This window comes from Winogradskyella wichelsiae (assembly GCF_013403925.1).
GTDB classification, from domain to species: domain Bacteria; phylum Bacteroidota; class Bacteroidia; order Flavobacteriales; family Flavobacteriaceae; genus Winogradskyella; species Winogradskyella wichelsiae.
Map to the genome: position 1 here is coordinate 144677 of NZ_JABFDJ010000005.1, position 19781 is coordinate 164457.

Annotated in this window: 19 protein-coding genes; 14 read left to right on the plus strand and 5 right to left on the minus strand. The window is 33.0% G+C overall.

Translation table 11 applies throughout. The annotated features are described in order from the left end of the window. Positions 1 to 21: 21 nt before the first annotated feature. Together HM985_RS11655 and HM985_RS11660 are read left to right on the plus strand one after the other, a co-directional pair. A complete protein-coding gene (locus tag HM985_RS11655; protein WP_179376424.1) occupies positions 22 to 1656 on the plus strand; it encodes a M1 family metallopeptidase in 1635 nt (544 codons plus the stop codon). A 3-nt stretch (positions 1657 to 1659) separates the two neighbouring features. Continuing rightward, entirely contained in the window at positions 1660 to 2232 is a 573-nt protein-coding gene (locus HM985_RS11660) for a YdeI/OmpD-associated family protein (protein WP_179313974.1), read from the plus strand. 2 nt (positions 2233 to 2234) lie between these two features. Here HM985_RS11660 and HM985_RS11665 read toward each other — a convergent pair whose 3' ends face one another. The 3 genes from HM985_RS11665 to HM985_RS11675 form a co-directional block, all read right to left on the minus strand. Beyond that, positions 2235 to 3698, minus strand: a complete 1464-nt coding sequence (locus HM985_RS11665; protein ID WP_179376425.1) for a magnesium chelatase — start codon at positions 3696 to 3698, stop codon at positions 2235 to 2237. Positions 3699 to 3759: 61 nt separating this feature from the next. Next, positions 3760 to 4890 (minus strand): vWA domain-containing protein, encoded by a 1131-nt coding sequence (locus HM985_RS11670; RefSeq protein ID WP_179376426.1) that lies wholly within the window; start codon positions 4888 to 4890, stop codon positions 3760 to 3762. 179 nt (positions 4891 to 5069) lie between these two features. Then, positions 5070 to 5747: a Crp/Fnr family transcriptional regulator gene (locus HM985_RS11675; RefSeq protein ID WP_179376427.1), complete on the minus strand. Its 678-nt coding sequence runs from the start codon at positions 5745 to 5747 to the stop codon at positions 5070 to 5072. Between the two features lie 107 nt (positions 5748 to 5854). Between HM985_RS11675 and HM985_RS11680 the strand changes: the two genes are divergently transcribed. From HM985_RS11680 to HM985_RS11720, 10 genes are all read left to right on the plus strand, one after another. Next, a complete protein-coding gene (locus tag HM985_RS11680; protein WP_179376428.1) occupies positions 5855 to 8230 on the plus strand; it encodes a heavy metal translocating P-type ATPase in 2376 nt (791 codons plus the stop codon). A 73-nt stretch (positions 8231 to 8303) separates the two neighbouring features. Continuing rightward, positions 8304 to 8492, plus strand: coding sequence for a cbb3-type cytochrome oxidase assembly protein CcoS (gene ccoS, locus HM985_RS11685; RefSeq protein ID WP_179376429.1), 189 nt, complete (start codon positions 8304 to 8306; stop codon positions 8490 to 8492). Positions 8493 to 8497: 5 nt separating this feature from the next. Continuing rightward, positions 8498 to 10690, plus strand: a complete 2193-nt coding sequence (ccoN, locus tag HM985_RS11690; RefSeq protein WP_179376430.1) for a cytochrome-c oxidase, cbb3-type subunit I — start codon at positions 8498 to 8500, stop codon at positions 10688 to 10690. A gap of 5 nt (positions 10691 to 10695) precedes the next feature. Beyond that, positions 10696 to 10881: a CcoQ/FixQ family Cbb3-type cytochrome c oxidase assembly chaperone gene (locus HM985_RS17295; RefSeq protein WP_246285003.1), complete on the plus strand. Its 186-nt coding sequence runs from the start codon at positions 10696 to 10698 to the stop codon at positions 10879 to 10881. Then, positions 10878 to 11765 carry a cbb3-type cytochrome c oxidase N-terminal domain-containing protein gene (locus HM985_RS11695; RefSeq protein WP_179376431.1) on the plus strand — a complete coding sequence of 296 codons (888 nt, stop codon included), beginning with the start codon at positions 10878 to 10880 and terminating at the stop codon, positions 11763 to 11765. The genes HM985_RS17295 and HM985_RS11695 overlap by 4 nt, the downstream gene beginning before the upstream one ends. A gap of 17 nt (positions 11766 to 11782) precedes the next feature. Then, positions 11783 to 13207, plus strand: a complete 1425-nt coding sequence (ccoG, locus tag HM985_RS11700) for a cytochrome c oxidase accessory protein CcoG (RefSeq protein WP_179376432.1) — start codon at positions 11783 to 11785, stop codon at positions 13205 to 13207. Between the two features lie 69 nt (positions 13208 to 13276). Beyond that, the gene (locus HM985_RS11705; protein WP_179376433.1) at positions 13277 to 13723 is read left to right on the plus strand and encodes a FixH family protein; all 447 of its coding nucleotides are present in this window, start codon (positions 13277 to 13279) and stop codon (positions 13721 to 13723) included. Beyond that, on the plus strand, positions 13724 to 14425 hold the full coding sequence (locus HM985_RS11710; protein WP_179376434.1) for a sulfite exporter TauE/SafE family protein: 702 nt from the start codon (positions 13724 to 13726) through the stop codon (positions 14423 to 14425). A 212-nt stretch (positions 14426 to 14637) separates the two neighbouring features. Further along, on the plus strand, positions 14638 to 15126 hold the full coding sequence (locus tag HM985_RS11715; protein WP_179376435.1) for a YqiA/YcfP family alpha/beta fold hydrolase: 489 nt from the start codon (positions 14638 to 14640) through the stop codon (positions 15124 to 15126). A 36-nt stretch (positions 15127 to 15162) separates the two neighbouring features. Continuing rightward, entirely contained in the window at positions 15163 to 15726 is a 564-nt protein-coding gene (locus HM985_RS11720; RefSeq protein WP_179376436.1) for a hypothetical protein, read from the plus strand. A 112-nt stretch (positions 15727 to 15838) separates the two neighbouring features. On the opposite strand, the gene HM985_RS11725 is transcribed toward HM985_RS11720, so the two are convergent. Beyond that, a complete protein-coding gene (locus tag HM985_RS11725) occupies positions 15839 to 16672 on the minus strand; it encodes a universal stress protein (protein ID WP_179376437.1) in 834 nt (277 codons plus the stop codon). Between the two features lie 102 nt (positions 16673 to 16774). Continuing rightward, the gene (gene hemN / locus HM985_RS11730) at positions 16775 to 18139 is read right to left on the minus strand and encodes an oxygen-independent coproporphyrinogen III oxidase (protein WP_179376438.1); all 1365 of its coding nucleotides are present in this window, start codon (positions 18137 to 18139) and stop codon (positions 16775 to 16777) included. A 156-nt stretch (positions 18140 to 18295) separates the two neighbouring features. Between hemN and HM985_RS11735 the strand changes: the two genes are divergently transcribed. Both HM985_RS11735 and HM985_RS11740 read left to right on the plus strand, forming a co-directional pair. After that, positions 18296 to 18925 (plus strand): YceI family protein, encoded by a 630-nt coding sequence (locus HM985_RS11735; RefSeq protein WP_179376439.1) that lies wholly within the window; start codon positions 18296 to 18298, stop codon positions 18923 to 18925. Between the two features lie 207 nt (positions 18926 to 19132). Beyond that, positions 19133 to 19714, plus strand: coding sequence for a superoxide dismutase family protein (locus tag HM985_RS11740; RefSeq protein WP_179376440.1), 582 nt, complete (start codon positions 19133 to 19135; stop codon positions 19712 to 19714). Positions 19715 to 19781 lie beyond the last annotated feature (67 nt).

Sequence of the window (19781 nt, forward strand, 5' to 3'; positions counted from 1 at the left end):
AAATAAGATTATAAAATCCCTATGAGAACCATTGTATTCGTACTTTTTACATTGTTTATATTTTTAAACGGCCAAAGTCAAGGGCTACTTACTGAAAAGAATAATTTCACACATCAAGATACTTTAAGAGGAAGCATTACACCAGAACGTGAATGGTGGGATTTAACCTATTACCATTTAGATGTTGAAGTTAAACCTGACGCAAAATTTATTTCAGGAAAAAACACCATTCAATATAAAGTATTAAAACCGCATCAGGTAATGCAAATAGATTTGCAACCCCCTTTACAAATCACTAAAGTTCTTCAAGATGGTGAAGAATTACAAATAAGACATGATGGTAATGCGCATTTTGTAACACTAATTAACCAACAAAAAATTGGAACAGTTAACAGTATTGATGTTTTTTATGAAGGTCAACCAACGGAAGCCAAACGCGCACCTTGGGATGGTGGGTTTTCTTGGAAAAAAGACCACAACGGCAAAGATTTTATAGCCACCTCTTGCCAAGGTTTAGGCGCTAGTGTTTGGTGGCCAAACAAGGACCATATGTATGATGAAGTCGATAGCATGCTCATTAGTATTACCAACCCAAAAGGGCTCACTAATGTTTCTAACGGTCGTTTACGAAAGCTAATCGATAATGGTGATACCGTAACTTCGCATTGGTTTGTAAGCAACCCAATTAATAATTACGGTGTCAATATTAATATAGGTGATTATGCAAATTTCTCTGAAGTTTATAAAGGCGAAAAAGGAGATTTAGACATGAATTATTATGTTTTAAAGGATAATCTTGAAAAAGCTAAAGCACATTTTAAAGATGCCCCTAAAATGATGGAAGCTTTTGAATATTGGTTTGGTCCTTATCCTTTTTATGAAGACAGTTTTAAGTTGGTAGAAGTGCCTTATTTAGGTATGGAACACCAAAGTTCAGTAACCTATGGTAATCAATATAAAGAGGGTTATTTAGGTCGAGATTTATCAGGAACAGGTTGGGGGTTGAAGTTTGATTTTATTATTATTCATGAAGCCGGACACGAATGGTTTGCTAATAATATTACCAATAAGGATATTGCTGACATGTGGATTCATGAAGGGTTTACGTCCTATTCTGAAAATCTGTTTTTAGATTATTACTATGGAAAAGAAGCTTCTGCAGATTATGTTATAGGAACACGTAAAAACATTCAAAACGATAGACCTTTAATTGGTTATTATGATGTGAATAACGAAGGGTCTAGCGATATGTATTATAAAGGTGAAAATTTAATACACACACTTCGCCAATTGGTAGAAGATGATGAAAAATGGCGACAAATACTACGAGGGCTATCATCTACATTTTACCACCAAACCGTTACCACTAAACAAATTGAAGATTATTTAAGCGAACAAACAGGCATTGACTTAACCGCATTTTTTAATCAATATTTAAGAACGATAAAAATTCCGACTTTAGAATATCGCATTAAAAAAGGTAAATTAAAATACCGTTGGATAAATACGGTTGAAAATTTTGATATGCCTATTCAAGTTGAAATCAACGGTAAATCGGAATGGTTATTTCCTAAAATGAAATGGCAATCTAAAAAAGTAACTTCAGAAGATTTAATCATCGATAGAGATTTTTATGTCAACGCAAAAAAAATATAACTATTGGAAATTCCTGAATTATATTTTAAGACAGATACAGAATGGAGAAAGTGGTTACACAAAAACCATGATTCTGAAAAAGCGATACACTTAATTTTCTATAAAGTAGATCACGAAAAAGAATCCATGCGTTGGGAAGAAGCTGTAAAAGTAGCTCTTTGTTACGGTTGGATAGATGCTACCGTAAAAAGTTTAGGCGATGGCAAACGTAGACAATATTTTTGTCCTAGAAAACCCAAAAGCGTTTGGAGTGCGGTAAACAAAACGTATATAAAAGAATTACAAAAAGACAACTTAATGCATCCAAAAGGTCTTGATTCTATTAAGATTGCTAAAGAGAATGGAAGCTGGACAGCTCTAGACGCTGTTGAAAAAGGTATTATTCCTGAAGATCTTCAACTTGCATTTAATAAAAACAAAAATGCTTATACCAATTTTCTCAACTTTGCACCGAGTTACAAAAAAGGTTATTTATATTGGCTCAATCAAGCCAAACGTGAAGATACCAAACAAAAAAGAATCGCAGAAATTATAAAATTCTGCGATTCTAACATTAAAAACCGTGGTAATCGGTAAATTTATAATCCACTAATATAATTACCATAAGGATCTTGGAATTGCATGCCTTCCGAATAACTATACTTACTCAATTTTTTAAATTGTGTTAAACCCCAAAGAATAAATTCTTTTTCAAAATACACATCTCTCGGATCCAGCTCTGGTTGGTAATCCGCAATTAAAGCATCTAGAGGTGTTACCTCATCTATTTTTGCCTTGTAAGCTTCATCATTAAATTCATTTAACAATTCAAAACCATCACCATTAAAAAACCATGAAATTAAATCATCATAAGGAGTTTCATCACCTTGTTTTTCTAACTTTTCTACTTTAGGGAAATATTTAGGAAATAAGGTTTTTACTGCGGCTTCCATTAAAGCATTTGCCACAAAGTCTGCACCTTCTTGTTCCCCTTCGTAAACCAATTCTACTTTTCCTGTAATGGCCGGAATGACACCTACAAAATCAGATAAACGAATCACGGTTTCTGTGTCACCAGCAATTAAAGCACGACGTTCTGCTGTGCTTAATAGATTTTCAAAAGCTGTTATACTCATACGTGCACTGACACCACTTTTAACGTCTACATATTCACTCTCTCTCGCTTCAAAACTAATTTGTTCTAATAAATCTTTTGCTAACTCAGGGACATAAACTGATTCTGATTGTCTGGTGTCTAGTTTTGCCTCTTGTGAGGTAATGGTTCTCGCTATTTCTATATTTTCAGGATAATGCGTTAAAATCTGAGAACCAATTCTATCTTTTAAAGGTGTTACAATACTTCCTCTATTGGTATAATCTTCAGGGTTTGCTGTAAAAACAAATTGCATATCCAAGGCTAATCGTAACTTGAAACCTCTAATTTGAATATCACCTTCTTGTAGAATATTAAATAAAGCTACTTGAATACGTGCTTGTAAATCGGGTAATTCGTTTATAACAAAAATACAACGGTTAGCACGTGGAATCATTCCATAATGAATCACACGATCATCGGCATAACTTAATTTTAAATTCGCTGCTTTTATAGGATCTACATCCCCAATAAGATCGGCAACCGTAACATCTGGTGTTGCTAATTTTTCAGCAAAACGATCATCACGATGTAACCATGTGATTGGTGTTTCTTCGCCTTTTTCTGCAATTAATTCTATTGCAAATCTAGAGATTGGTGCTAAAGGATCATCATTAATCTCAGAACCTTCTACTACCGGAATGTATTCATCTAAAAGCGTCACCATCTTACGCGCCAAACGTGTTTTTGCTTGACCTCTTAATCCTAATAAATTAATATTATGGCGTGACAAAATAGCGCGTTCTAATTCTGGAATCACGGTATTTTCATAACCGTGAATCCCTCCAAATGTAGTTTTCTTATTTTTTATATTTTCAATCAAATTATCTCTCAATTCATCTTTTATAGATTTAGATTGGTAACCTGATGCTTTTAATTCACCTAATGTTTTTATGTCTTCTTTTTTCATATCTTTTATTTTGAAATTAGAAATAGACTTAGCAATGTCTCTTTTCTATCTTCTTTTTTCTTTATCCTTTAATTCTTTTTTTTCTGTTGTTTTCGTAATCTTCAAAAATCATTTCACCTAAACCTTTCAGTCCTGTATAAAATGCTTTTCCACGATTGGCTTTCGTAAATTCTCTAATAAATTGCATTAAATAAGGATCTTCAGCAATCATAAATGTGGTAATAGGAATATGCAAACGCCTCGCTTGTTGCGCCATTCCGTAACACTTATTAGTAATATACGGATCAAGACCATTACTGTTTTTATAATACTGACCGTCTGGCAAACGCAAACAACTTGGCTTTCCGTCGGTAATCATAAAAATCTGTTTGTTGGTGTTCCGTTTTCTACGTAACATATCCATTGCCAGTTGTAAACCTGCAACCGTATTGGTATGGTAAGGTCCTACTTTTAAATATGGTAAATCCTTAATTTTTATAGGCCAAGCATCATTACCAAAAACTAAAATCTCTAAAGTGTCTTTTGGATAGCGTGTGGTAATCATTTCGGCTAAAGCCATAGCAACTTTTTTAGCTGGTGTAATCCGGTCTTCACCATAGAGAATCATACTGTGACTAATGTCAATCATCAATACGGTACTCATTTGGCTTTTATGAAGTGTTTCTTCTACCACCAAATCATCTTCTGTGAGACTAAAATTGCCGATACCATTATTAATTTGAGCATTTCGTAAACTTTCGGTCATCGATACTTTATCCAAGCCGTCACCAAACTGATAAGCTCTAAAATCGCCTGTATGTTCGTCTCCAAGACCCGAACCTTTACTTTTATGATTCCCTGAACCACTGCGTTTAATTTTTCCAAAAATCTGATCTAAGGCTTGCTGACGAATGGCACGTTCGGTTTTTGCCGTAATTGTAATGCCACCATTTCCGGCCCCATCAGGATCAATTTCTTGTTGAATGTACCCTTTATTCTTTAAGTCTTCAATAAAATCATCAATAGTATAATCTGGTGTGGTTAACTGATATTCTTTATCGAGTTGACGCAACCAATCAATGGCTTCATCAAAATCTCCTGAAGTATGGGTAATTAATTCCTTAAATATTTCGAACAGTTTATCGAACGGAGATTGATTTGGTGCTTCGTAAGTTTTAAATACAAAGCCCGATTTATTAGGTTTTTCTTTCATAGCTTTATAAAAATAACACTTTTCAAGTTCCTAATAAGCAGCATTAACATCAATTTAGAAATTGATTTCTTCTATTTGAGATTCTGGAGTCCTCAAAAGCGTATTGTGTTATATTAACTAGCTCGTTTACAAACGAATTTTTAGGCTAAAAAATAGTGTTTATTAAAAAAAAGTGGTACTTATTCAATACGTCTTAATGCTTCAAAATCTATAATTTTAACATGTTTTCCTGTAGTAGAAATGAAACCTTCCTTTTTAAACTGAGATAATATTCTAATTGCAGATTCTGTTGCTGTACCAACAAGGCTGGCATAATCTTCTCTAGAAAGTACAACGCTAACAAAACCATTATCGTCTTTTTCAAAAGTTTCATGCAAATAGATTAATACATCTGCTAAACGTCGTTTTACAGATTTCTGAGCCATATCTACAATAACATTATCTGCTATTCTAAGTTCTTTAGCCATATCTTGAAGCATGTCTAATGAGAAACTCGCATTTTTAGATAAATCGTGAAGAACTTCATTTTTAGGAATAAAGCAAACTTCCATTTCATTAACGGCAATGGCTGTAAGGTTAGATTTTTCATCAGTAACTAAAGAACGTTGTCCGATTAAATCACCTCGAACTACTAGTTTTACTATTTGATCTTTACCGTTAGCGCTTAGCTTTGACATTTTACAAACACCGTCCTTTACACAATAAATACCATTAATGTTCTCGCCTTCTCTAAAAAGCGTTTCTCCTTTTTTAATGAATTTTGAAGTCTTACAACCTGAAATTCTAATTAAATCGTCTTTTCCTAAAGCTCTTAGAGAATTAAATTGTTTAACAATACATTGATCACACTTACTCATCGCCATAAAATATAAGATTCAAAGTTATGGAAAACATGACAATTATCATAGATATTAATTCGTAGTTTTATCACTTTTGTACCAGGTATAAATGAGCAAATTATAAAATGGAAAACAAAACTTGTTTTCACTGTGGAGACAACTGTGGTAATCATCCTATAGAATTCCAAGACAAATCTTTTTGTTGTAATGGTTGTAAAACTGTTTTCGAAATTTTTAACGAAAACGATCTTACTTGTTATTATGATTTACAAAACTCTCCGGGTACAGTCCCTAAAGAGATTGAAGGGAAATACGATTTTCTTACTCAAGAAAACATTGTAGAAAAACTCACGGAGTTTAGAGACGAAACGATTGAAATTGCGACACTATATATTCCGCATATTCACTGTAGTTCTTGCATTTGGATTTTAGAAAACCTCAACAAATTAGACCCTAATATTACATATTCTCAAGTTAATTTCGGGAAGAAAACGGTTAGAGTGACCTATAAACCCAATGCCACTAATTTAAAATCTGTAGTTTTATTATTAAGCGCTATTGGCTATGAACCTTACATTAGTTTAGACGATTTCAACTCGGGTAAAAAAGAAATTAATCGCACCTTAATATATAAATTGGGCGTAGCAGGTTTTGGATTTGGAAACATTATGTTTTTGTCCTTTCCTGAATATTTTGAAGTCAATGAATTTTGGTTAGACCAGTACAAAATTATCTTTCGCTGGCTTATGTTTGCCTTATCACTACCCATTGTCTTTTATTCGGCTCAAGATTATTTTATTTCAGCTTTTAAAGGTCTAAAAGCAAAAATATTAAACATAGACGTTCCTATTGCTTTAGGTGTTACTGTATTGTTTGTGAGAAGTACTATTGAAATTTCCTTAGATATTGGTTCTGGCTTTTTTGATAGCTTAGCGGGCTTAATCTTCTTCTTATTAACAGGCAAATTTTTTCAACAAAAAACCTACGAATTCTTATCTTTTGAACGCGATTACAAATCTTATTTCCCTATTGCTATTACTAAAATAGATAAAGAAGGAAATGAAGAAACAGTTCAAGTATACGATATTGAAAAGGGAGACCGTATTTTAATACGAAATGAAGAATTAATTCCTGTTGATGGTATTTTAATTAACGGAAAAGCGAAAATAGATTACAGTTTTGTAACAGGAGAATCGCAAAACATCTCCAAGCAATCTGGCGCTAAATTATTTGCTGGCGGTAAACAAACCAATGGTGTTATTGAAATGGAAGCATTAAAATCTGTAGAACAAAGTTATCTTACACAACTCTGGAGTAATGATGTTTTTAGTAAAAATAAAGAGGAAGGTTTTACCAATATTACTAATACTATAAGTAAGCATTTTACAATTTCTATACTAACTATTTCTATAATCGCAACTGTTTTTTGGCTATTAGTAGACCCAAGTAAAGCGATGAACGTATTTACTGCTGTACTTATCATTGCTTGTCCTTGCGCTATTGCACTCTCTGCTCCATTCACTTTTGGAAACATCCTGAGAATTTTTGGTAAACAAAAATTCTACGTTAAAAACGCGAGTGTTATTGAAAAATTAGCCCATATTGATACCATTATTTTTGATAAAACAGGTACAATAACCTCAAATAAACAGAGTAACGCTGAATATGATGGAACATTACTTTCAGACGTTGAAAACATAGTCTTGAAGAATTCTCTTCGTGGTTCTAATCATCCTTTAAGTAGAACCTTATATCATATCTTGCAAGAAAATAATATTATTACACTTGATGCCTTTGAAGAACACATAGGAAAAGGAATTGAAGTAAAACACAATGCCGTAAGTATGAAGATTGGTTCTGCTAGCTTTGTTGGTAATCCTAATGATCAAGCCGTGTTAAACACTACAGTCCACGTAAGCAGTAATGATGTTTACAAAGGGAAGTTTACGTTTTATAACAGCTACAGAAAAGGGGTTTCTAAACTTTTTAATAAGCTTAAAAAACAGTATGATTTAGTCATTCTTTCTGGAGATAACGAAGGAGAGCGCGAAAATTTAAGAAAATTACTTCCTGCAAAAACTAAACTTATATTTAATCAGAAACCTGAAGATAAGTTAGACTTTATAAAATACCATCAGACAGAAGGCGCAAAAGTATTAATGATTGGAGATGGATTAAACGATGCAGGCGCATTAGCACAAAGTGATGTTGGCATTGCGCTCTCTGAAGATGTAAATATCTTTTCTCCAGCCTGTGATGCGATACTAGATGCTTCTAGGTTTAAAAACTTGTTCACCTTTATTAAAGCTTCTAAATCGGCTGTAAAAATAATTAAATGGAGTTTTGTGCTTTCATTTTTTTATAACATCATAGGTTTATATTTTGCTGTTACGGGACAATTAGAACCTGTAGTTGCAGCAATTTTAATGCCATTAAGTTCTATTAGTATCGTTATATTTACAACAATTGCAACAAATTTTTTAGGACGAAAATTAAAATAAATTGTTCTACATGACAAATATCATGTTTTTAAAGCAGCTGCAATATTAATTTTGCCCCATAACTTCACTAGGTATGAGTGTTATTTATATTTTATTAACCATAAGTATTCTTGTGGCTATCATCTTCTTTGTTGCTTTTATAGTAGCTGTTAGAAGCGGACAGTTTGATGACAGCTATACGCCTTCAGTGCGTATGCTTTTTGAAGACGAATTAGTTAAAGAAAAACCAAAATCAACTATTAAAACCAATAAGACTAATTAATTATTATGGAAGTACAACAATTCTATTACGATAATAAGATCGTTAAAAAATTCCTCTATGCCACCATATTTTGGGGCATAATAGGTATGGCTGTAGGATTACTACTAGCATTTATGTTTGTGTTCCCTAACCTTACCGATGGCATTTCGTGGCTAAGTTTTGGAAGGTTAAGACCATTACATACTAATGCAGTAATCTTTGCTTTCGTTGGAAATGCAATTTTTGCAGGTGTTTACTACTCTACACAACGTTTGCTGAAAGCTAGAATGTTTAACGATACCTTAAGTGCTATTAACTTTTGGGGATGGCAAGCTATTATTGTTGCTGCTGCAATTTCGTTACCCTTAGGTTATACCTCTTCTAAAGAATATGCTGAACTAGAATGGCCTATAGATATTGCCATTACATTGGTTTGGGTCGTTTTTGGATGGAACCTTATTGGAACGATGTTAAGACGTCGTCAGCGTCATTTATACGTAGCCATTTGGTTTTACTTAGCAACGTTTGTTACGGTTGCTGTACTTCATATCTTTAATAGTTTAGAGCTTCCTGTAAGCGGAATGAAAAGTTACTCTGTTTACGCAGGTGTTCAAGATGCTTTAGTACAATGGTGGTACGGACACAATGCTGTTGCATTCTTCTTAACAACTCCGTTTTTAGGATTAATGTACTATTTTGTACCAAAAGCTGCAAATAGACCAGTATACTCTTATCGCTTATCTATTATTCACTTCTGGTCATTAATATTCATTTATATATGGGCAGGACCACATCACTTGTTATACACAGCGTTACCAGAATGGGCTCAAAATCTTGGAGTCGCTTTTTCAGTAATGTTATTAATGCCTTCTTGGGGTGGTATGATCAATGGTCTTTTAACTTTGCGTGGTGCATGGGATAAAGTACGTACAGATCCTGTTTTAAAATTCATGGTCGTAGCACTTACCGGTTATGGTATGGCAACCTTTGAAGGGCCGCTTTTATCACTTAAAAACGTTAATGCAATTGGTCACTATACCGATTGGATAATCGCTCACGTACATGTTGGTGCTTTAGCTTGGAATGGTTTTCTTGCCTTTGGGATGATCTACTGGTTAATTCCTAGACTATTTAAAACAAAACTTTATTCTTTAAAATTAGCTAATGCTCATTTTTGGATAGGAACTTTAGGTATTATCTTTTATGCCTTACCATTATATGTTGCCGGATTTACACAAGCAAGTATGTGGAAACAATTTAATCCAGACGGGACATTAAAGTACGGTAACTTTCTAGAAACGGTGACCGAAATTATGCCAATGTATTGGATGCGTGCTATTGGTGGTACACTTTATATTACAGGAATGCTTATCTTATTATATAACGTTGTTGCAACTATAAGAAAATCTAGCGTTAGTGTAGAAGACGAATTAGCTGAAGCTCCTGCTTTACAACGTGTTTCTAAACATAGAGTTGCTGGTGAAGGTTGGCATACGGTATTAGAACGTAAACCAATTAAACTAACCATTTTAGCGACTATAGCAATATTAATTGGTGGTATTGTACAAATTGTGCCAACGATAATGATAAAATCAAACATACCAACATTATCTAGTGTTAAACCTTATTCACCATTAGAATTAGAAGGCCGTGATATCTATATCCGTGAAGGTTGTGTAGGTTGTCACTCTCAAATGATACGTCCTTTTAGAAGTGAAGTAGAACGTTATGGTGAATACTCTAAAGCTGGAGAATATGTTTACGATCACCCTTTTCTTTGGGGAAGTAAACGAACTGGTCCAGATTTACATCGTGTTGGAGGAAAATACTCAGATAACTGGCACCTAAATCATATGTATGACCCACAAAGTACATCATCAGGTTCTATAATGCCATCGTACAAATGGTTAATAAGAGATGAACTAGACAAGTCTCAAACCGAAGCTAAGTTAGAAGCTATGGTAACTTTAGGTGTCCCTTATACAGCTGAAGATATTGCAAATGCACAACAACAAATGACAGATCAAGGAACGCAAATAGAAAAAAACCTATATGCTGATCCAGATTTTGCTGCGACTTACGAAGCTGATAAAAAAGCTGGAGGAGCTGAGTTCGTTGAAATGCGAAATAGAGAAATAGTTGCTGTAATTGCCTATTTACAACGCTTAGGCACAGATATTAAAGTAAAGGATATAGATCCTGAAACCACTAAAAATTAAACGCCATGTTAAAATTTGTAAAAAACTATATGGATAGTATTGCTGGCATAGAAATCTATCCAATCATTTCACTAATTATATTTTTTGGCTTTTTTGTAGTCTTATGTTGGTGGGTAATAACAGCAAAAAAAGACTATATAACAGCGGTAAGTAATTTACCTTTAGATAACCAAAACCAAACAGAACTATGAGAAATTTAACACCATCTTGGTTAAGAGTCCCATTCCTATTCTTTCTAATTTTTGGACTGGTAGAATACTTTGTAGATTCAGGAGACGAACCTGCATTTATAGCCCAACCTTTAATTGCTTTATTTCTTTTATTAATACTATTAGTATTAATTGGTATTGAAGCCATTTCGAAATCGATAAAAAATGTACTTTATCAAAGTTTAGATGAAGCTGCTAAAGCACGTTACGACGCTAAAGCATCAGAACCTTCTAAAACAGTTATTTGGGTAGAAACAACCTACAAGAAACTATTAGGTGCTAAGGCTATTGAAGAAGAACACGAAATTATACTAGATCACAATTACGACGGCATAAAAGAATTAGATAATGACCTTCCACCATGGTGGTTATATGCTTTTTATGCTTCAATTATTTTTGCTGCTATTTATTTAGTAAAATATGAAATCTTAGACGGTGATAATCAGTTTGCCGAATTAGAGAATGAATATGCTCAAGCAAAGATTGACATTGAGGAATATAAAAAAACAGCTAAAGATCTTGTAGATTTTAATACGGTGGAATTGTTAACCGAAACTTCCGATCTAAATAGCGGAAAGAAAATATTTGAATCTAACTGTGTTGCTTGTCATAAAGCAGATGGTGGTGGTGGAATTGGGCCAAATCTCACCGATGAGCGTTGGATATTAGGCGGAGGCATTAAAAATGTCTTTAAAACAGTCTCTGAAGGTGGTAGAGATGGAAAAGGTATGATTGCCTGGAAGCAAAGTTTAAAACCTGCTGAAATTGCTCAAGTAGCTAGTTACGTTTTACAATTTCAAGGAACTACACCTGCAGAACCAAAAGCTGCAGAGGGAGATGTTTGGGAAGAAGAAACTGCAGAATAATTTATAACAAAAACAAAGTGGAACCGTCAGAAAAAGAATCGTTTAGAGATACCATCGGCACAATGACCGATGAAGGTAAACGCGCTTGGGTTTATCCTAAAAAACCAAGCGGACATTTTTATAAATACAGGAAGTTTGTAAGCTATGGTTTACTTATCTTTTTATTGGTGGCACCATTTATTAAAATTAATGGAAATCAGTTTCTATTATTAAATATTTTAGAACGTCGTTTTAATGTTTTTGGCTTGCCTTTTTGGCCTCAAGATTTTTATCTTGTAGTAATATCAATGCTTATTGCTATTGTATTTATAGCTTTATTTACCGTAAGTTTTGGTCGTGTATTTTGTGGGTGGATTTGTCCGCAAACTATTTTTATGGAAATGGTTTTTAGACGTATCGAATATTGGGTTGAAGGAGATAGAAACAAACAGCGCAAACTAGATAAGCAAGAGTGGAATGCTGAAAAAATCAGGAAGAAAGGATTCAAATGGTTTATTTTCTTAATCATTTCATTTATAATTGCGAATGTTTTCTTAGCCTATTTAATAGGAAGCGATAAAATTCTAAGATACATAACAGAAAGTCCTTTAGATCATTTAGGAACGCTTTTCCCTCTACTTATTTTTACGGCTGTATTCTATTTTGTATTTGCATCCTTTAGAGAGCAGGTTTGTATAATTGCCTGTCCTTATGGCAGATTACAAAGTGTTCTATTAGACGAAAAATCTATCGTTGTTGCTTACGACCATAAACGTGGTGAAGCAGAAAACGGAAGAAAGAAATTTAGAAAAAATGAAGATCGTGAAGCTTTAGGTCATGGAGATTGTATCGATTGTTTACAGTGTGTCAATGTATGCCCAACAGGGATTGATATTAGAAACGGTACACAATTAGAATGTGTAAACTGTACCGCTTGTATTGACGAATGCGACCATATTATGGAAAGCATAAATCTTCCAAAAGGATTAATTAGATACGCTAGTGAAAACGAGATTGAAAAGAAAGAAAAGTTTAAATTAACTGCAAGAATGAAAGGCTACATAGCCGTATTAACCATTCTAACAGGTATTTTTATAGGCTTATTATTTTTAAGAAATGATGTTGAAGCAACTGTACTTAGACTTCCTGGTCAGTTATATGAGCACAAAGAAGGAAATATAATCAGTAATGTGTTCACTTATAAATTAGTCAATAAAACGACTAAAGATATTAACCGCATTAATTTTAAGTTGAGAAAATATAAAGGAACAATTAAGCTTGTTTCTACAACAGAGAATTTTATCGTTCCTGCTCAAGATTTAGCTGAAGGAACTTTATTTATAGAAATTGATAAAAGTGAACTCTCTGGCGATAAAAATAAATTAGTCATTGAAGTTTATAGTAATGAAGAATTAATTGAAACTACAACGGTTAACTTTTTAGGACCAAGAAGTTATAATTAATACCATTAAATTTTCTGGTAAGACACAAAATAAATTAATAAAAAAATCCCTTTTATGGGGAATTGAGATATGAAAATAAATTGGGGAACAGGTATAGTCATCGCATTTGTATGCTTTATTAGCTTCATTATGTACTTTATTATTACTATGAGTGTTGATGATAAATATGATTTTGATTTAGTAACAGAAGATTATTATGGCCAAGAATTAGAATTTCAAGAAGATTTAAATAAAGAAGAACATTCTAAAACATTGATAACAAATCTTAATTGGACAAAAACAGAAAAAGGCGTTGTTATTAATTTTCCAGAAGACATCGATTACAAGAACATCACAGGTACAGTGTTCCTATATAGACCATCTAATAAACAATTTGATTTTGAAATACCAATTTCATTATCTAACTACAATTTACTCATACCTGACAAACGTTTATTGGGTGGTCGTTGGAACATTAAAGTCGATTGGAAAGCTAACGATAATTCTTACATCTATAAAACTGAAATCATTTACTAAATGTTAGTTTCTGCACTTGTTTTAGGCTTATTAGGAAGTTTGCATTGTGTTGGTATGTGCGGACCAATAGCTTTTATGCTCCCTGTAGACCGTTCAAATTCGTTAAAAAAAGTAAGCCAAATAGCTATTTATCATTTCGGAAGGCTTTTTGCATATAGTTTAATTGGTTTAGTTTTTGGTATTGTTGGTAAGAGTCTTTACATTTTTGGCATTCAACAACAACTATCAATAATAATTGGTGTTTTAATGATCACAGTGGTGCTTTTACCGCATCATATTGTTGGCAAATACAATCTATCAAAACCACTTTACAAAGGTATTTCTAAAGTAAAATCAGCCTTGGGTAAAGCTTTAAAAAAGAAAACAGCCGATACTTTTTTAACCATTGGTTTTCTTAATGGTTTTCTTCCCTGTGGTTTAGTTTATATGGCCGTATTCGGTGCCATTGCTACAGGCAGTTTATTAGAAGGAAGTTTGTATATGGTCTTATTCGGGCTAGGAACTATTCCTTTAATGACAACAGCTATTTATTTAGGAAAGTTTTTAAATAGTACCATTAAACAGCGCATTCAAAAGGCAATTCCTGTATTTGTTGTTATTATTGGAGCCTTATTTATTCTTCGAGGTTTAGGTCTAGGCATTCCGTACATTTCACCTGCTCCAATGGTAGAAACAGCAACGAGCGCTATTGAATGTCACTAAACAGTTGTGATCACTCATCTAAAATTGATGTCTGAAACCTCTTAATATTGAATCGAAAATTTGAGATTCATTTAAAAACTCACCTATTCATATTCATAATTTCAACTTTAAATGTAAAGTTATTTTTAGCGTTAAAAAATTCATTTATATCAGCGTATTTTATAGTATTTTTAAAGAACTAATTGAATTTTAATATTTTATCAATTGACGTCATGAATATTTTATACATACACGGACTTAATGGAAGCCTAAGTCTAGAGAAAAAAATTGTTTTAGAACATTACGGAGACGTATTTGCACCTTCTATTGACTATGAAAATGCACCAAATAGTATTTTAGAGATCATTGAACATTATCCTAAAATTACGTTTAACGTTGTTATAGGAAGCAGTATGGGGGGGTTTGCTAGTTATTATATATCCAACCATTTTCAATGTCCTACCCTACTCTTTAACCCTGCGTTAGAGAAGCGCTCTGTAGTTCAAAATATCCCAGAAATAACACATAAAATAAGTCCTAATAAGCATATCGTTATCGGCACCGAAGATAATGTTGTTAACCCTAAAGACACACTTCAATTTATAGCCAACATAGTAGATCTTCAACCCAATTTTAAAATTCACCTACGCAATCATTTAGCACATCGTATTCCATTAGATATTTTCAAGGAAGAAGTCAATACCTTTTTCAACAATATTTAACCATTAATTACAATCTCTAATTTAATCTTTACATACATGAAAAACATTCTATATGTATTAATTTTTAGTACTTCATTTTTAACTGTAACAGCGCAAAGTACAAGTGTTGAAAAATCCGTATTTGGTATTCAAACAGGATTTTTAGGTTTTTGGGGCCATAATGAATCTAAACTTTCCAATTCTATAGTTTTAAGAAGTGAGTTAGGATTTGATGCAGGTATTTTTAGTAACAACTTTGAAGATGGATCACTATTTATTTTAGTACCTGCAATTACAATTGAACCGCGATGGTATTATAACCTCAATAAAAGAGTTTCTAAGTCGAGAAGAATAGATGGGAATAGCGGGAATTTTATTTCAATAAAAACAACGTACCATCCGGACCTTGTCATTGGTTCTTTAGATGATAACCATAATTTCATCAGTGATATCTCGATTATACCTACCTGGGGAATCCGAAGAAATGTTGGAAACCACTTTACTTATGAAACAGGTATAGGATTGGGCTACGTTCATTTTTTTAAAGAAGAAAACGTTTATCTAAAATTTAATAATGGCCTTGCACTAAATCTACACTTAAGAATTGGCTACCGTTTGTAAGAGGTGATGATCTCGCTAATTTAATATGATAATTCAGGATAAAAAAACGCCAAAGAAAAATCTTTGGCGCTTTCCTTACGATGAAAAAAACACTAACTATTTACATCGCTAACTATAATTTAAAAGTCATAACAGGTAAGGTTGAATGATTCGCTATGTCTTCGGAAACACTACCTTCAAAAAAATGAGATAAGCCTTTTCTTCCATGCGTAGCCACAGCAATTAGATCTGCGCCTATAACATTAGCAAAATGTAAGATTCCTTTTTCTATAGTATAATCAGAGACTACGCTAATTTGATTTAAACGCTTTAAATCTCCCTCTGCCTTTTCTAAAAATTTAGACACGCGTTTGTCAATTTCAGAAGAACTATTAAAATTTCCATCAGGCGAATTAACATACACGAGATGCATCTTTATACCTAAATTTTCAAAAGTTTGTTTTGCTTTTAAATAAGGAGCAATAGCACTTTCAGAAAAATCGCATGCAAAAACACCATTTTCAAACTCCATTAAAATAGGATTATGCTTTATAACTAAAACAGGAATCTCTGAATACCGCACAACTTTTTCTGTATTAGAACCTACAAACACCTCTTTAATACCGCTAGTGCCTTGAGATCCCATAACGATGATACTTGCATCATATTCTTTTGCCACCTCATTAACCTCACTCCATACTTTAAAGTGCTTAATTATAGGAGTAACATTAATCCCTTTTAAATAAGGTTTATTTAAAAACGTATCAAATTTTTGTTCTGCCAGCTTTATAAAAAATATTGTTTCTTGGTTTAGGGCTTCACTTGCAGAAGAAATGATCGCGTTAGACAATTCTAACATGTGTAATACAATCAGTTCCGAATCATATTTCTGAGCTAAACTTGCAGCAGCCTCTAAAGCAAATTCTGATTGTTCTGAAAAATCAACTGGTACAATTATCTTATTCATGTGTTTTTATTTATTATTTTTAATTATCACATGCTGTTCGCTACTCATTAGCTTTTAAGAAGCTTAAATTTTGAACATGCTCGTTTCATTTTTTTCAATGTTTTATATAGTCATTGAAAATAACTGAGTCTCTGGCTTTTTTCGCTGTAAGAGCAAATCAAAAGCCATACAAATATTTCGAATAAAAGGTTTCCCTTTTTCCGTAACTGTTACCTGTTTCAATTCAAACTGAAGTAACCCATCTGATTCAAATTCTTTTAATTTTATAAGGACGTCTGGTAATTCTTCAAAATTTAGAGCATCATCTACCCAAGACGTTTCAAAATTACACATTAAGTTTAAAATATGCTTTCTTAGCGTTAAATCTTCGTTGTTTAAAATATGACCTTTAACTACAGGAATAATATTGTCTTCTAACAAACTATAATAGGTTTCGTTAGATTTTACGTTTTGTGCAAAACCATACCAACTATCACTTATGGAAGAAACTCCCAAACCTATCATTGCCTGAGTTTTTGAAGCAGTGTACCCCATAAAGTTACGATGCAAATTTTTGTTTATCATGGCTTTGTAAAGCGAATCACTTTTAAGCGCAAAATGATCCATACCAATCTCTACATAACCCGCTTTTTCAAAATGTTTTTTTCCTGTTTCATATTGTTGACGTTTAGATTCTGGTGTAGGTAAGTCTGTATCACTAAAACCGCGTTGTCCATTTCCTTTTATCCAAGGTACATGAGCATAGCTATAAAAAGCAATACGATCTGGCATTAAAGCTTCTGTTTTATTAATCGTTTCTATAACATCTGCTTCAGTTTGAAATGGTAAACCAAAAATAATATCATGACCTACTGAGGTATACCCTATTTTACGAGCTAAATCTGTGGCCCGTTTTACATTTTCAAAAGGCTGAACTCTATTAATAGCTTTCTGAATATTTATATTATAGTCTTGAACACCATAACTAACACGCCTAAACCCTAAATCATATAAGGTTTGAAGATGTGCTTCTGTTGTATTATTAGGATGGCCTTCAAAACTAAATTCATAATCTTCTGCAAGATCCGAAGTATTTAAAAGTCCGGATATTAAAAGATTGAGATGTTCTGGTGAAAAAAATGTAGGTGTACCTCCTCCAAGGTGCAATTCTTTAATTTTTGGTTTACCTTCTAATAATTGAAGATACAAACTCCATTCTTTTAAAACAGCATTAATATATGGAGACTCCACTTCGTGTCGTTTAGTAATACGCTTGTGGCAGCCACAAAAGGTGCATAAACTTTCGCAAAATGGTAAATGAATATAGAGACTTAGACCTTCGGTACTATTACTTTCTCTAAAAGAACGCTTTAAGGAATCTTTCCATTGCGCTAATGAAAAGGTTTCCGAATTCCAATAAGGAACCGTTGGGTAGCTTGTATATCGTGGACCTGAAACATTATATTTATTAATTAGCGACTGACTCATTTTTTCGTTAAGATTTCAGACACAAAATTAAAAGAATCCCAATTCTGAAACTATGATAATTATCATGATAGAAAAAATCATAACATTGAAGAATCCCCATACTACTTGCTTTACACCATATATCTACTTAACTTTACTAAAAAATAAATTTAAGTCATGAAAAGCACAAAATTTTTATCGTTATTCGTCATTCTTACCTTAGGATTAACATCTTGTAAACAAGAAAAAAAGGAAGATAAAACAGAACCTATTGAGACGGTAGATAATGCCGTTAAATATATAATTAAACCAAATGGTACTTCTGTAAAATGGACAGCTTACAAAACAACTGAAAAATTACCTGTAGGTGGTGAATTTGCAACTTTAAATTTTGATGCTAAAGAAGGATCAACACCTCAAGAAGCCTTAAATAATTTAGAATTTGCAATTCCTATTAGTAATCTATTAACTAAAGACGAATCTAGAGATTTAAAAATAAAAACCTCTTTCTTCGGTGCTATGTTAGATACTGAAATTATAAAAGGTAAAATAAAATACATCAATGATGCTTACGTAGCAACAATCACAATGAATGGTGTTACTGAAGATCTACCTTTAGAAGTTAGCATTACAGATGAAAGACGTGTGAGTCTAAAGGGTACAATGCATTTAAAAGATTGGAATGCACTTGGGGCTTTAGAAGCATTAAACAAAGTATGTTTTGATCTTCATAAAGGGGCTGATGGTGTTAGCAAAACTTGGGAAGACGTTGCTATTGAAGTAAATACTTACCTTCGCGATAAATAATCGTATGATTAGCGTAGACTTTTAAAAACGCTAATAAGATCATGATCAAATGAACTAACATTCTTTTTGATTGAGTTCTTAAAATATTTATTACTTACTTAAATTGGGCTTGCTGTTAAAACATCTTTAACATCAAGCCCAATTTGGTATTTGAATTAAAGAATGTTAGCAGTTATATTATTAACGCAACATAAAATTAGAACCATCATGAAAAATTTAAAATTGGTAGTATTTATGCTTTCAGTTGTATTTGCAACAGCTTGTAAGGACAAAACAAAAAAGACAGAAACAACTACAAAAACAGAAACCAAAGATTTAGAAAAACCAAAAACTTCAGAAAAAAGCCTATCGATAACATTAGCTCCAAAAAGTGGAAGTAATGTTGAAGGAACCATCAAATTTTCTCAAAAAAATGGTATGGTCAATATGAATGGTACTGTTACGGGGTTAGAAGAAGGTAAACATGCGATTCATATTCACGAAAAAGCAGATTGCTCTGCCGATGACGGAACATCGTCTGGAGGACATTGGAATCCTACCGCACAACCACATGGTGCTTGGGGGGATGACGCCGGTTACCACAAAGGAGATATTGGCAATCTAACTGCAGACGCAAACGGAAAAGCAAACATATCCAAAACTACAGATGAATGGTGTATTGGCTGTGGAGATGATACAAAAGACATATTAGGGAAAGCCATAATTGTACACGTTGGTGTAGATGATTTAAAATCTCAGCCATCAGGTGATGCAGGTACTCGTATTGGTTGTGCCGGAATTATAAAATAATTGTATTACATTTACAACAACTAAATAACAACTAATTGTTAGAACAATTGCGGTGTACTCTTCCCCT

Coding starts and splice junctions, on each gene's coding strand:
- HM985_RS11655 (WP_179376424.1), top strand. CDS start 22: ATGAGAACCATTGTATTCGTACTTTTTACATTGTTTATATTTTTAAAC.
- HM985_RS11665 (WP_179376425.1), bottom strand. CDS start 3,698: ATGAAAAAAGAAGACATAAAAACATTAGGTGAATTAAAAGCATCAGGT.
- HM985_RS11670 (WP_179376426.1), bottom strand. CDS start 4,890: ATGAAAGAAAAACCTAATAAATCGGGCTTTGTATTTAAAACTTACGAA.
- HM985_RS11675 (WP_179376427.1), bottom strand. CDS start 5,747: ATGAGTAAGTGTGATCAATGTATTGTTAAACAATTTAATTCTCTAAGA.
- HM985_RS11680 (WP_179376428.1), top strand. CDS start 5,855: ATGGAAAACAAAACTTGTTTTCACTGTGGAGACAACTGTGGTAATCAT.
- ccoS (WP_179376429.1), top strand. CDS start 8,304: ATGAGTGTTATTTATATTTTATTAACCATAAGTATTCTTGTGGCTATC.
- ccoN (WP_179376430.1), top strand. CDS start 8,498: ATGGAAGTACAACAATTCTATTACGATAATAAGATCGTTAAAAAATTC.
- HM985_RS17295 (WP_246285003.1), top strand. CDS start 10,696: ATGTTAAAATTTGTAAAAAACTATATGGATAGTATTGCTGGCATAGAA.
- HM985_RS11695 (WP_179376431.1), top strand. CDS start 10,878: ATGAGAAATTTAACACCATCTTGGTTAAGAGTCCCATTCCTATTCTTT.
- HM985_RS11705 (WP_179376433.1), top strand. CDS start 13,277: ATGAAAATAAATTGGGGAACAGGTATAGTCATCGCATTTGTATGCTTT.
- HM985_RS11710 (WP_179376434.1), top strand. CDS start 13,724: ATGTTAGTTTCTGCACTTGTTTTAGGCTTATTAGGAAGTTTGCATTGT.
- HM985_RS11715 (WP_179376435.1), top strand. CDS start 14,638: ATGAATATTTTATACATACACGGACTTAATGGAAGCCTAAGTCTAGAG.
- HM985_RS11720 (WP_179376436.1), top strand. CDS start 15,163: ATGAAAAACATTCTATATGTATTAATTTTTAGTACTTCATTTTTAACT.
- HM985_RS11725 (WP_179376437.1), bottom strand. CDS start 16,672: ATGAATAAGATAATTGTACCAGTTGATTTTTCAGAACAATCAGAATTT.
- hemN (WP_179376438.1), bottom strand. CDS start 18,139: ATGAGTCAGTCGCTAATTAATAAATATAATGTTTCAGGTCCACGATAT.
- HM985_RS11735 (WP_179376439.1), top strand. CDS start 18,296: ATGAAAAGCACAAAATTTTTATCGTTATTCGTCATTCTTACCTTAGGA.
- HM985_RS11740 (WP_179376440.1), top strand. CDS start 19,133: ATGAAAAATTTAAAATTGGTAGTATTTATGCTTTCAGTTGTATTTGCA.